General features: G+C 64.3%; 7 protein-coding genes. All 7 read right to left on the bottom strand.

The annotated features are described in order from the left end of the window. Positions 1–88: 88 nt before the first annotated feature. Complete coding sequence (locus OO12_RS09680; protein WP_034158554.1) at positions 89–4,027, bottom strand: LVIVD repeat-containing protein; 3,939 nt, start codon at positions 4,025–4,027, stop codon at positions 89–91. Positions 4,028–4,062: 35 nt separating this feature from the next. After that, a complete protein-coding gene (locus OO12_RS09675) occupies positions 4,063–5,904 on the bottom strand; it encodes a hypothetical protein (protein WP_034158437.1) in 1,842 nt (613 codons plus the stop codon). A gap of 2 nt (positions 5,905–5,906) precedes the next feature. Then, on the bottom strand, positions 5,907–7,877 hold the full coding sequence (locus OO12_RS09670) for a heme-binding protein (RefSeq protein WP_034158436.1): 1,971 nt from the start codon (positions 7,875–7,877) through the stop codon (positions 5,907–5,909). Continuing rightward, a complete protein-coding gene (locus tag OO12_RS09665; protein ID WP_082006444.1) occupies positions 7,877–9,268 on the bottom strand; it encodes a multiheme c-type cytochrome in 1,392 nt (463 codons plus the stop codon). The genes OO12_RS09670 and OO12_RS09665 overlap by 1 nt, the downstream gene beginning before the upstream one ends. A gap of 149 nt (positions 9,269–9,417) precedes the next feature. After that, on the bottom strand, positions 9,418–10,851 hold the full coding sequence (locus tag OO12_RS09660; protein ID WP_034158435.1) for an aldehyde dehydrogenase family protein: 1,434 nt from the start codon (positions 10,849–10,851) through the stop codon (positions 9,418–9,420). Beyond that, entirely contained in the window at positions 10,848–12,485 is a 1,638-nt protein-coding gene (locus tag OO12_RS09655; protein ID WP_034158434.1) for an acetolactate synthase large subunit, read from the bottom strand. Before OO12_RS09655 ends, OO12_RS09660 begins: the two co-directional genes overlap by 4 nt. A 66-nt stretch (positions 12,486–12,551) precedes the next feature. Beyond that, positions 12,552–13,439 carry a FecR family protein gene (locus OO12_RS09650; protein WP_034158433.1) on the bottom strand — a complete coding sequence of 296 codons (888 nt, stop codon included), beginning with the start codon at positions 13,437–13,439 and terminating at the stop codon, positions 12,552–12,554. Between the last annotated feature and the right edge of the window lie 3 nt (positions 13,440–13,442).

Below are 13,442 nucleotides of genomic sequence, written 5' to 3'. Positions count from 1 at the left end.
GCATGGGCTTCGACAAGCTCAGCCCGAACGGTGGAAGGCGATTCCACCCAAGTCGATGGTGCCCTCGTAAGCACGAACGGGGAAAGGATCAGTCGTCCGGCCGCTTTAGCGGCGGCCGCCAGGCCGTCATATCGACCACATCGCTGACCTTGTACGGCACGCCGCTGCGATTGAGGAACAGCCGCTCCATCTCCGGCCGGGTAAAGGGTCGCGAGCCCAGCCGTCCGAATACCGCGATCTGCCCGCCGGTTTCGTCCACGGCACGGTCGCGGTCGAGGCCTTTCGACATCGACAAAGCCGGCTTCGGTGTCTTCGCCCAGGCGATCAGCTCTGGCTTGGGCGCGGGTGAGAAGCCGTAGAAATTGGGCTGGCTCGCCGGCGAGGTGAGCTGGATGACCTTCATCCCGTTGCGGCCATCGGCAACATAGGCGAACAGCGAAGCATTGGTGCTGCCGACGATCACGTCCTGCGTGTCGTTCATCCGCCCGCCAAAGCTTTCCCGTGCATAGATTACCGGCCTGGTCGGATTGGTCACGTTGGCGATCACCAGTCCGTCCGTGCCGGCGGCGATATAGGCATAGGTGCGCGCGACATAGAGGCGGCGGGCATCGCCGAGCGGTATCGCCCCCGAAGGCACCGCGACCGGATTGCGCAGCCGTGTCACGTCGAACAGTTTCACGCCTTCGGCATCGGTCACCCAGAGATAGCGGAACTGGATCGCGCTCGCCCGCGCGTCGCGCAGCGGTCGCACGGCGGCGAGCTTCGGATGCAGCGGATCGGCCAGATCGACCACCACCAGCCCGGCATCGGCGGTGATATAGGCGACCTCGCCCGCCACTATGATGTGCCGCGCGCCCTTCAGCACGCCGCCTTCATTCCAGGTCACCGCCCGCTTGAGGAAGTTGTTGCGGAACTCGCCATCGGCCATCGTCTCGATATTGACGAGGATCAGCCCCTCGACCGCATCGGTGACCGCGGCATAGCTGTAGATCGGCAGGAAAGGCTGTTCCTGGTTGGCGTCACGCATCGCCTGAGTATTGCGCAGCGGATTGATCGGCTGATTGGTCGGCAGCGCCATGCAGGTCGCGTTGGGCGAAGCGATATGCGTGTCCTGCCCGAGCTTGGAAAAGGGAGCGGAGACGATCCGTTCGGAGAAGCCCTTGTTGGCGATCGACGCGACGTCATAGACGCGGAAACCGCCGCGCCCCTCGGCGACATACATATATTCGCCGCGCAGCTGCAGGCAGCCGACGCGGTCGGACGTGCCCTGAACGACGTTGCGGAATTCCTCCTTGGGGTGGGTTTCGCCCGACAGCTTCCTGTCGAAGGTCTTGCCGCGCACCCAATTGCGCAGCTCGCGGCCATTTTGCTCGACATGCATGCGCCAATAATCGGGATAGGCATATTTCTGCAGGTACGACCCGATCACTGCCTGCGGCTCGTCCCATTCGGTCACGCGCACGGCTTCGAACCCGCCATCGAGCCCGGTCCAGGCATTGAGCCCGACAAAGTTGACGGTGTTGGTGCCGAGCAGCAGCAACTGCGCCATGATCGCATTATTGTCGTCCTTCACCGACAGATGGCAGTCGCTGCACGTCTTGGTCTCGGTGGTGCGCACGGTGTGCGGGAAATGCGGTGCGAACGCCTGGGACGAAAAGCCGATCGCGCTGATCGGCGGCTGCTGGATATAGATGCGCTCGCGATTGACGTTGGTCGATGACAGCACCAGCGCGGAGGTCGATCGTACCGGTGCGATCTGGTTGCCCTTGGTGGTCTGGTGCCGGCCGAGCTGGAACATGTCGTCGCGCGCGACCTGCGGGTTGTAGGTCGCGAAGTTGCGCGTTTCCTCGCCCTCATAATGATGGCTTTTGGTCTTCTGGTTGGCCTCGATCGGCAAATGACAGCCGCCGCAACTGGTCGTCCAGCTCAGATGACAGGTGAAGCAGGCGACGTCATTCTCGCGGTGCGCGCGGTCGTCCATCGGCACGCCGGGGCCAAAGGCGAAGCGCCCGTCATCGGCGCCCGACCGGCTCATCAGCTTGGCGCGCGCCGCCTTGGCGTTGAAGTAGGGGCTGGCCGGATCGACGCTGTCGCGCACCAGATGGACGGTCCATTCGAGGCTGGGATCGACGATCGATCGCTGCACGAGCTTGCGTCGCCCGCCGCCTTCGGCAATCCATTCGAAGCGGCGCTGGCCGTCGGGATTGCGCAGCAAGGTCAGGTCGCTGCCTTGCGGCCGTGCCGCCGGGCCCGAGGTACGCAAGGTCGGATAGGCGTCGGCGGTGCCGTGGCAATCCTTGCAGCCGATCTCGACCGCGTTGGCGACTTCGCCCTGGATCAGGCCATTGCCATGGCTGTCCTGCGCGAAATGGCAATCGGCGCATTGCAGGCCCTTTTCGGCATGAATGTCCATCAGATGGACCGCCTTGCCGGGATTGGTGCCCACGGGCGCGAACTTGGGTTGGTCCTTCCGGCGCCATTTCTCGGGATCGTCGGGCCAGACGATCTTGCCCTCGGCATCGAGCAGATTGCCTTCGCGATCCCGCTTGAACACGCCGCGGAAATTCCAGCCATGGCCATGATAATCGGCGAACTGCGTGTCCTTCAGTTCGGGATTGAGGTCGTACGCGTTGCGCAGGAAATCGACGTCACCCCATTTGCCGCGCACCGCCGCTGCTTCCGGATTGCGGTCGAGGATCTCGCGCTGTTCGGCGGCGGTCGGGTATTTCTGCTTCTCCGGCCACATCTTCGGCGCGTCGGCCTCATAATCCCACATCGTGTAGCCGAGATAGGAGTTCAGGAAGATGTTGGGCTGGTGCATGTGGCACGACATGCATTGCGCGGTGGGAATGGCGCGGGTGAAGCTGTGCTTGAGCGGATGGCCGCTCGGCTTGACGCCGGGCTGGACCAGGCCGCCATGACTGTCGCGCGCAGCACTGGCGGCGATGGTCGGATCGACCGTCTGGCTCTGCCCGTCACGACCGTACTGGGCATAGATCAGGCTGTGCCGTGGTTCGCGGTCATTGGCGTAGATCACATGGCATCCGGTACAGCCCGAGCCGCGATAATCGCCCGGCTGGTCGTTGGTGCCCATGAACCACATCAACGGGTCATTGAGCCGGGTCTTGTGGATATTGAGGATCGGGATCGCGGCGCGCAGGCCCGTGGCGGGGCCGCGATTGGATTGCTTCAGATCCGGCCGGCCGGGCTCCTCCAGTCGCTGGATCGATCCGGTGGGATTGGGCAGGCCGACCTCGGCGAACTGCGTGTTCACGTTGCGCCCGCCGCGCTCGAACACGCGGAACACATCGCCGGGCGGCGTGACTTGCCAGGTGGGCAGGGGATACATCGCGGCAAGTGCCCCGCGCGCCTTTTCCGCAGCGGTCACCGTGCCCGGCGGCGTGCCGGGCGAGACGATCTTCGCCGGTTTCCCGTCACGCGTATAGGCCTCGCCGAAGAGGTAATTCTTGTAGGGAATGATGCCGTTATTATAGGCCGCGCCGCCGAACAGCATGGCGCCCGACGCCATGATCGATCGCTCGGCCTTTTCGATCACCTCGATATGGCACGCGCCGCAGGATTCGCGCACGATGCGGTAATCGCCCGGATTGACGAAGCGGATGAACTCCGGCGCTTCGCGGTTGAGCAGGGTGTAGCTGCGCTTGGGGTTGGCCGAATCCGGGAAATTCCAGCTCTTCGGGTACATCGGCAGGATATGCGCTCGGTCGCGCGCGGCGACATAGTCCGGATCGTCGAACCCCCTGGCCGGGTCGCCGATCACACCGGCATTGCCGCCATGGCAATCGACACAGCCAAGCATCACCGCCGGCGAGCTGTGCATGGTCGGTTCGTCGGTGCGCGTGTGGCAGGAATAGCAGCCGGCGGACTTCTCCGCGACTTGCTCGGGCGTCTGGCTCATCGGCGCGGGCGGCGCGGCGAGATAAACGCGCGCTACCGCTTGCTCCTCATCGCTTGCATGCAAAGCGCTGGGCAGGAACAGCGACGCGGCAAAGGCCAGCACCGCCATCGCCAGGCACCATGCGGAGAGGCGCGGCCTGCGCATCAGTAGCTCAGGATCACATTGGCGAGGATCGAGTAATAGGCCCGGTTCCGGTCGCTATTGGCGAACAGGTCGCGAAAGCCCGCACCCGGTACGAGCATCGCGCCCGACAGGCGAAAGACGATATTCTGCGTCGCCTTGGGCCGCCAGATCGCCGCTGCCGACAGGTCCCAGCCGATGCTCTTCGGGATGCTCCCCTCATTGCGCAGCGTCTGCAGCACATTGGTCGAGGCGAACCAGAGATGGTTGATATTGGTCGACAGGCGAATGCCGGGAGTCAGGTCGAAATCGGCGCCCGCGCCGGCCAGCACCGTGCCGGGATTGTTGAAGTTCGACTGCCCCTGTTCCTTCGACGAGCGCAGCGAATTGAGAATGCCGTTGCGCCCATTGATCGCCACCGCGCGGCCGCCGCCGGCGAACGGGATGCTCTGGCGGATCCAGTAGCTGGTGTCGGCGCCGGCAAAAATCGGGTTCTCGAAGATCGCGTCGAAGCCGCCTTCCTTGTTGTCATAGGGATCGCTGTCGCCGCTGGCGTAGAGCGCGGAGGCGCGGACGCGGATCCAGTCATGGTCGTAGCTCAACTCGCCCGCGCCGAAAAAGGCGCGGATTTGCGCCGGGCGACTGGTGAAGAAGCTGTTCCGGTCTTCGCCCAGTGCGGCATAGGCCGAAGCGGTCAGGTTGAGCCGCCCGATCCGGCCATCGGCATTATAGCCGAGATAGACCACGTCATAATCGCGCCCGCGCAAATCACCGAGCAGGGCGGGGCGAACCGGAAAGCCATTATCGTCGATCTCGATCCGGCCGCCTTCGCGGTTGCGGTTATAGACCGCGGTGATCTGGCTGGTCAGGCCGGGGATGAGAAAATCCTGGCGGTAGAGATTGGCGACGAACACCCAATCGTCGCGTGGGCGCTGCACGACGCTGTTGAGGCCGGAATTGGTATCCTTCTCCAGCCGCCAGAACGCCGCCAGATTGAACTGGAAGCGGTTATTGTCGCGATTGCCGAAAAAGCGCACCCCGAGTTGCTGGTCGTTGAACAGGAAACCGCGAAAGTCGCTCTGAAACGGCTGAATGCCGATGCGGATCGATTCGAAGTCGTAGCGGTCCGACGTGTTGCGCAGGTGATAGTCGATAAAGGCTTCCTGCACGCCAAGGAAATGATCGGTGCGGTGACTCGGCTTGCTTGGCTGGACGAACAATATGCGGCGTTCGGGCACGTTCACATGGCTGACATTGAGTGCGAGGCTCAGGCGATATTCGATCTCCGGCGGCTTGAACGCGGTCGCGCCCTTGATCAGCGCCGCGCCGACGATGAAGGTCTGCGACAGGATATAGCTCGCATCCTTGCCGAACACGTCCAGGCTTTGCGGCCGTTCGGTGGTCTGCACGCCCACCGGAATCGGGAAGGTGCGCGGCTCGAGCACCGTGTCGCTGACTGCACTTGCCGCGAAGAACCAGTCGTCATGGCGGATCGGCAGCCATGGCACCTTGGCACGATCGATCGGGCGGTCGCCCTTCAGCGTGTTCTGGTTGTACGGATCGAACCAGCGTTCCTTGACCACGCCCAGTGATTCGATAAGCCGCCAGCGATCCGGTACCGGCACCTGATCGGTAGGGAAGGCCTCGGGCGGTGGCGCGCGCACTGCGCCGATATTGTTTTGCGTGACCGGGTCGGGCAGCGGTTTTTCATAACCCGGGCGGCGGCGGCCCTCGATCGTATCGACCGGCGAGGCGAGCGGGTCCTTCTCCTCGACCTTTTCCTGCGGCGGTGGCGGCGGCGACGCATCCTGAGGAGCGGTCGCCTGCAGCGCCAGCGCGAGCATCGGCATGAGCGACGGCGCCATGGCTATAGCCCCGCACAGACATTCTGGGTGGATGTATCGAGGAACGGCGCGAAGGGGCAATTGATGTAACGCAGGCGCACGCCGCTGCCGACTGGCACGACGATGGTGTCGGCGCGGATCGCGACCGGCGCATTGCCGATCCCGCCGACGCGCTGGCCGCCATTGTTGAGGCCGAGGAAACCGATCATGTCATCCTGATCGATGCCGTCGCCCGATACGCCGACCGCGCCGACCAGCACCGAACCACGATAGATCGGCACTGATCCGGGGAAAATCTGAATGCCGTTCTGCAGCCGGTTCTGGCCCGTCGCGGCATCGGGAATGAAGGTGCAGCGTTGCGGCGTGTCGGTCGGGTTCGCGCCCGTGACGAAGGCAAGATGCTGGCCGAGATTGCTCAGGATCAGCGCCGATTGCAGCCCGGTGGAGAAGGGATTGAACTGCGCGATCGGACGCGACAGCGGGCCATTGGGGCGTCCGACCTCGCCATCGGGGAAATAAGGACGCGAGAGCAAGCCGCCGGCGCGGTCGGTAAAGGCGATCCTGCCGGTCAATGCGGTGGAATCGTTCAGGAATGTACGGGTCGCGGCGACGAAGCCGCGCACGTCGGCGCTTGGATCGCCGAGCAATTGCGCACCGGCACCGGCGTTGGAGAAAAAGGCGGCGGTGCGGGCCTTTTGCAGCGAGACATCGGTACCGAAGATCGGCGCATCGGGCGAGCGCACGATGCCAAGCACCGCGCCGCGCGTATCGACCAGCGACACAGTGACTTGCGCGCGGCTGTCGAGCGGCTGGCGGATCTGTGCGCGGGCGCGGCTCATGATGGTGAAGGCTTCTTCCAGCACAGCCTTTGTCTCGGCAGCGGAGAGCGGTTGCGCGATGTCGCCGCCATCGGTGCCGGCGCGGACCGGGAAGCGATTGACGCCCGACCCGTCGGTCAGGATGAAGGCGTCGCGGTTGGAGAATTCGGCCGGCGTGGCGGCGCGAATGCCCGATGCCTCGCTGCCATAGGCCGTGCCGGCGAGGATCATCGGGCTTGGCGTGCCGAAATAACCGCGTACCGCGACCAGGTTGCCCAGCGCCGGATCAGTTGCGGCATAGCTCGGCGTGCCGCTGCTCATCAGCCCGGCATAGCTCGAATCGCTGAAGCGCAATTGCGTGCCGTCGACGAAGATGCGGTTGGCGCGGATATTCTCGGGCGCCTCGAAGCCGACCGTGCCGGCGAGCGCGATATATTCTTCCGGGTCGTTATCGATATCGAGTGTGTTGGGGTCGAAGCCATAAATTCCATCGGCCATCACGCCGATCCCGCCGACCACCACGCCATTCTTATACAGCGGAAAGCCACCCGGGTCGGCCGACAGACCGAGCGGCGAGCGTTTGGGACCGATCAGCGCGCCGCTGCCGCCCGATACGTAGCGCGCCGACAGGTCGGAGCAGGGCAACTGGCTGAACTGCACGCCGAACAACGGGCCGCTTTCAAGACCGGCGGTGGAGGGCGCGGGCGGGAAATGCGGCTGGACGATCTGGCTCGCGGTCCGGGTCGAAAAGGCATTGCCGCTGCTCGACAGGTACGCTCCGGTCACTGCCTTGGCGATCGCCCCGGCTTCGGCCGGGATGAGCAAATTCTGCGCGTCGATATTGGCGCCATTCGGGGCGGCGCTGGTTGTCGCGGCGGCGCGAGCGCCGGTCATGCGGAACACCGCTAGCACATTGCCGACCCGGTCGACCACGCTGATCACGGCAGGCAGGTTATGCGCGCGCGCCTCGGCGGCGGCTCGCGCGATGATCGTCTGGACATCGGCGATGCTCAGCGCCTCGGCGGCGGGCACGGCGTAGAGGTTGTTCCCGGTCGGACCGGGCGTTGGTGTCGGCGTCCCCCCGCTGCCGCCTCCGCTCCCACCTCCGCTACCGCCGCATGATGCGAGCAGCAGCGATACGCCGGCGAGCAAAGCGGGCAGGGTTCCAGCGCGCATCAGCGCAGTACTCGAATGCTGCGCACCGCTTCGGCGAGCGCGGTGCGAAAGGCGGGGCCGCGATAGTCGTTCGGATCGCGCACCGCGGCATAGGCGCGGTTGATATTGGCGCGGATGCCCGCCGCCGCGCCGACCGTGATCCGGCCCTGCTTGACCAGTGCGTTGAGCAATGTGTCGATCGCCATCACGGCCTGAACCGAGCCCTCATAATCAGTGAAGCGCGGCGTGATGGCCGTACCGGCAATGGCATCGACCATGGCGAATGCCGTATCGCCGCCCGCACTTGCCGACAAGGCTGAAGCGAGACCGGAGGCGGTGGCTGCCAGCTTTCCGCCTGCAACGATGGCAGCGGCGCGATCCTTGCCCAGTGCGGCATGGAAGGCGCGGCTGTCGCTGTCGAAGCGCGCGGCCATGCCGGGTGCGGCGACGCGCGCCGCAGCGGTGAGCAGGATCATATTCTCGTCGTTGAAGGGCGGCATGCCGGCCGGGATCGGGCGGCCGGGATTGTTCTCCCAGCTCTTTACTCGATCCTCCTGGTCGTAGATCTTCCGATGACAGCTATGGCAGTCGAAAAAGGCGAATTCCGGAAAGGCGCCCTCGCTGCCGCGCGGGCTGGCGTAGAGCGTCAGCGCGCGGTTGACCGCCATCGCCTGACCGACCGCCCAGGTGCGCACGCCGTCCGACCGACCCTTGCGCCGGATATAATCCGCATCCTCGTCATGATGCTGCTGCATGGTCGAGAACAGGTCGAGCTCGAACGAGATGCGCGGATGACCTGCCGAATAGAGCCGGTGCGAGGCGAACTGGCCGGGTTTACCGCTCCCGAAATGGCAGTCGAGGCAGACATTGGCGCGCGCCATGGGCTGGTCGAGCGGCGTCATGCCGCGCGCCACATTGGCGGCATGGCTTGCGCCGACCGCATAATGCGAGGCGATCCAGCCAGAGCTGGGGCCGTGACAGGCCTCGCAGCCGACGCCATCGCTTTGCTGGAAGCGCATACCGTGGGTTCCGCTGGCCGGCGTGGCATGGCAGCCGGTGCAGGTCTGCGAGGTGGCCGGATCGCCCAGACCGAGCGTCGCTGCGATCTGACGTCCGCGTACGCTCGACAGGACGGAAAAGGCGCGGCTGTGCGCGCCGCCGGGTGTGGACGGTTCCTGCCAGCGCATCAGCTCGTCCTGGCGGACCACCGCGCCATCGGCCTCCATCCGGCCATGACAGGTCGATCCAGCACAGCTCGCGACACCCTGGAAGCTGGCCTGCGCGCGGTCGGCGGCGTCGGCGCGCGATAGCGGCGACCCGACCAGCAGCGCCGTCACCAGCAAGCCCAGGCTGGCCACGCCCATCACAAACGCGGCAAGGCGTGATCCAACGATATGGCCAGCGATCGCCATGCTGCGAGCTATTCCCCTCTGACCACCTGATGCCGTGCACCTCGGCAGTGAAATTTACGCACGCAACCCTCCTGATAATCCTGCCCGAAACGGCCGCGTCGGAACAGAAAAATCTTGTCTGCGGATAGGACGATCAAGGGCTCGCCGCCTCAGCGGCGGCGGATGACCAGATTGCGGATCTCGGTCATATCTTCCATCGCGAAGCGCACACCTTCGCGGCCCAGCCCGGAATCCTTCACGCCGCCATAGGGCATGTTATCGACACGGTAGCTCGGCACGTCGTTGATCACCACGCCGCCGACCTCGAGCCGGTCCCAGGCGTCGAACATCTTGAACAGGTCGCGGGTGAAGATACCCGCCTGCAATCCGAACTTGCTGTCATTCACCTCGGCAAGAGCGGTATTGAAGTCGTTGAATTTACTAAGCAAAGCGACCGGGCCAAACGCCTCTTCGCGATATAGGGCGGTGGCGCGGTCGACATTGTCGAGCAGTGTCGCCTGCAGCATCGCGCCGTCACGCCTGCCGCCGCATAACAATGTCGCGCCGCTTGCCACGGCTTGCTGAATCCAGCCGTCGAGCCGGCGCGCTTCGCCCTCCGAGATCATCGGGCCGATAAAGGTTGCGCGGTCCTTCGGGTCGCCAGCGACAAGTGTGCGGGTCCTCGCCACCAGCATGTCGCGGAAGCGGTCGTAAATATCGGCATGGATGATGATCCGCTGCACCCCGATACAGCTTTGTCCCGACTGATAGAAAGCGCCGAAGATGATCCGCTCCAGCGCATCGTCAAGATCGGCGTCATGATCGACGATTACCGCAGCATTGCCGCCGAGTTCGAGAATCACCTTCTTCTTGCCCGCCTTGGCTTTCAGGTCCCAGCCGACTGCGGGCGAGCCGGTGAAGCTGAGCAGTTTCAGCCGGTCGTCCTCGGTGAACAGGTCCGCGCCTTCGCGGTGCGCGGGCAGGATCGAGAAGGCGCCCTCGGGCAGGTCGGTTTCGGCAAGGATTTCGCCCATGATGATCGCGCCGAGCGGGGTGCGGCTGGCGGGCTTCATGACGAACGGGCAACCGACCGCGATCGCAGGAGCGATCTTGTGCGCGGCGAGGTTGAGCGGGAAGTTGAATGGCGAGATGAGCGAGCAGGGGCCGATCGGCACGCGCTTCCAGATGCCCTGATAACCCTTAGCGCGCGGCGAGATGTCGAGCGGTTGCACTTCGCCGGTCATCCGCACCGCTTCCTCGGCGGCAATGCGGAAGGTATCGATCAGCCGGCCGACCTCGCCCTCGCTGTCCTTGATCGGCTTGCCCGCTTCGACGCATAGCGCATAAGCGAGCTCGTCGAAGCGCTGCTTGAAGCGATCGACGCAATGCTGCAGCACCGCCTGGCGCTCATAGCTTGCCAGACGCGCCATCGGTTCAGCAGCGCGCACGGCGCCGGCGATCCCGGCATCGATCGTGGCGGCATCGGCTTGCGCAACGCGAAACGCGACTGCGCCGGTGAACTTGTCAGTAACCTCAAGGTCAGTATTAGGTTGAGCTGCCTTGTTGTTGAGATAAAGCGGATAAATCTCCTGCAATATACTCATAATGCTGCACTCAATTCCTTGATCTCATGGTTGAGGATGCGGTCATTATCGGCATAGTCGACCGGGCAATCGATCACATGCACGCCCGTCGCATTGAGCGTCTGCTTCAGCAATTCGGGCAGATGTTCCGCGCTTTCGACGCGGTGGCCGTGCGCGCCGAATGCCTCGGCATATTTGACGAAATCGGGATTGCCATAGGTCAGTCCGAAATCGGCAAAGCCCATATTGGCCTGTTTCCAGCGGATCATGCCGTAACCGCCGTCGTTGAGGATCAGCACGGTGAGGTTGAGCTTCAGCCGGACCGCGGTTTCCATTTCCTGGCTGTTCATCATGAACCCGCCGTCGCCGCAGATCGCCATGATCTTGCGCCCGGGATAGACCATCGCTGACGCCATGGCGGACGGCAGGCCCGCACCCATCGTCGCCAGCGCATTGTCGAGCAGCACGGTATTCTGCTGCCGCGCGGGATAATTGCGCGCGAACCAGATCTTGTAGATGCCATTGTCGAGGCAGATGATGCCGTCATTGGGCATCGCTTCGCGCACCTTGCGCACCAGATAGGATGGGAAGATCGGGAAGCGTCCATCGCCGTCAAGCGTCGCGGTGTGCGCCAGTTCGGCGGTGCGCGCGGCGAGCATGGTTTCGCAGCCCCAATGCTGGGGAACGATATCCTCCTTCATCTGCCAGATCGCATTGGCGATATCGCCGATAACCTCGATCTGCGGGAAATAGACCGGATCGACTTCGGCGGTACGGCTCGAGACATGGATGACGTCACAGCCGTCCGGCTTCATGAAGAAGGGTGGCTTCTCAATGACGTCATGGCCCACATTGACGATCAGATCAGCGGCCCCGATCGCGCAGTGCACGAAATCGCCCGCCGACAGCGCCGCGCAACCAAGGAATTTGGGATGCGTCTCGTCGATCACGCCCTTGCCGAGCTGCGTCGTGACGAAGGGGATGCCGGTCTTCTCGACGAACTGCAACAGCATCCGTCCGGTCATCTTGCGGTTGGCGCCGGCGCCGATCACCAGCACCGGGGCCCTGGCCTGTTCGAGCCGCTTGACCGCGGCACGCACGGCCTTGGGTTCGGCCGAGGGACGGCGGGCGAGGCTCGACTTGATCGGCCGGGCGTCGGTTTGCTCGTCGGCGACATCCTCGGGAAATTCGAGATGCGTCGCGCCGGGCTTTTCCTCCTCGGCGAGGCGGAAACATTCGCGCACGCGGCTGGGGATATTGTCGGCACTGGCGAGCTGGTGCGTGTATTTGGTGATCGGCCGCATCATGTCGACCACGTCGAGGATCTGGAAACGGCCCTGTTTCGATTTCCGGATCGGCTTCTGCCCGGTGACCATCAGGATCGGCATGCCGCCAAGCGTGGCATAGGCCGCCGCCGTCACCAGATTGGTCGCACCGGGGCCAAGCGTCGCCAGGCACACGCCGGTCTTGCCGGTGTGACGGCCATAGGTCGCGGCCATGAAGCCCGCGCCCTGTTCATGCCGCGTCAGGATCAGTTTGATCGACGAGCGCGACAGGCTGTCGAGGAAATCGAGATTCTCCTCGCCGGGCACGCCGAAGACATACTCGACGCCTTCGTCCTCAAGGCATTTGACGAAGATGTCGGAGGCTTTCATCGGTCGATTCCCATAAGCTGCCTGTACGAACGCGCGGCGCGATAGCGTCACACAACTCGCTGGTAATCAAGGGCTGTTGGGGTTGTTGGGATTGACCGGATCGCCTGGGCCGTTGGGGTTGGACGGGTTCTGTCGCGGGCCGGGGTCGCGTTCGAAGAACTGATCGACCGTCGGGTTCGATTCCAGCGGGTCGATATCCGGTCCCGACGCGCCATTGCGCGCCCGGCCCGAGCCGAGCAACATTGCCAGCGTCGCCGAACCCGCATTGGACAGCTGGAACGGGCCGATCGGCGGCTGGCCTGGGCCGGGTACGAATACCGCATAGCCCGCGGTCTCGACGGGCACGGTCTTCTCGCCCGCTGTGACGTCGATCGCACCCCGCTGCTCGCCCTGTGCATTGGCGCCGGGGCCACGCAGCAGGATCAGCGACGCGGTCGCCGGGTCGGCCTTGTAACCCTTGGGAATGCCAGGTTCCCGAGCCGCGATATGGATTGCATCCAGGCCGATCACCCCGTCGATGATCGTGCCGCGGATGCCGATCGACGCGATCGGCGTCCTGATCTGCGACTGGCCGGGATTGGCATGGAGCGCCTTGCCCGACATGAAACGGAACGCGCCCTTGGTCACCGAGAGGCCAACCGCGCTGGCATTGCGGGTAGGATCATAGACGAAGCGGTCGACCTTGATCCGGGCATTGGCGCCAAGCGTGAAGCTGGTGCGGTCGAGCAACAGCACTTGCAGGCCGCTCGCCTTGCCGGTCTGGATGTCGTTGCCGAGCGAGACGCGCTCCTTGATCACCGCCTGATGCGGTGACGGGTTGGCCTGAGTGGTCATGCGCACGTCGTTCAGCACACGGGCATTGACGCCCACGGTCTGCGCCACTGCCGGAAGGCTCATGAACGTCAGGAATGACGTCGCGACGAAGGGCGCGATCGATATGATATGCCGGGTCATCTT

Origin of the sequence: Sphingomonas sp. ERG5 (genome assembly GCF_000803065.1) — a bacterium.
Classification (GTDB): Bacteria; Pseudomonadota; Alphaproteobacteria; order Sphingomonadales; family Sphingomonadaceae; genus Sphingomonas.
Note: the sequence above shows the minus strand (reverse complement) of the source record. Positions and strands in the feature narration are given on the sequence as shown.

Excerpts from the sequence above, each read along its gene's own strand:
- OO12_RS09680 (WP_034158554.1), bottom strand. The coding sequence starts at position 4,027 with ATGGCGGTGCTGGCCTTTGCCGCGTCGCTGTTCCTGCCCAGCGCTTTG.
- OO12_RS09675 (WP_034158437.1), bottom strand. The coding sequence starts at position 5,904 with ATGGCGCCGTCGCTCATGCCGATGCTCGCGCTGGCGCTGCAGGCGACC.
- OO12_RS09670 (WP_034158436.1), bottom strand. The coding sequence starts at position 7,877 with ATGCGCGCTGGAACCCTGCCCGCTTTGCTCGCCGGCGTATCGCTGCTG.
- OO12_RS09665 (WP_082006444.1), bottom strand. The coding sequence starts at position 9,268 with ATGGCGATCGCTGGCCATATCGTTGGATCACGCCTTGCCGCGTTTGTG.
- OO12_RS09660 (WP_034158435.1), bottom strand. The coding sequence starts at position 10,851 with ATGAGTATATTGCAGGAGATTTATCCGCTTTATCTCAACAACAAGGCA.
- OO12_RS09655 (WP_034158434.1), bottom strand. The coding sequence starts at position 12,485 with ATGAAAGCCTCCGACATCTTCGTCAAATGCCTTGAGGACGAAGGCGTC.
- OO12_RS09650 (WP_034158433.1), bottom strand. The coding sequence starts at position 13,439 with ATGACCCGGCATATCATATCGATCGCGCCCTTCGTCGCGACGTCATTC.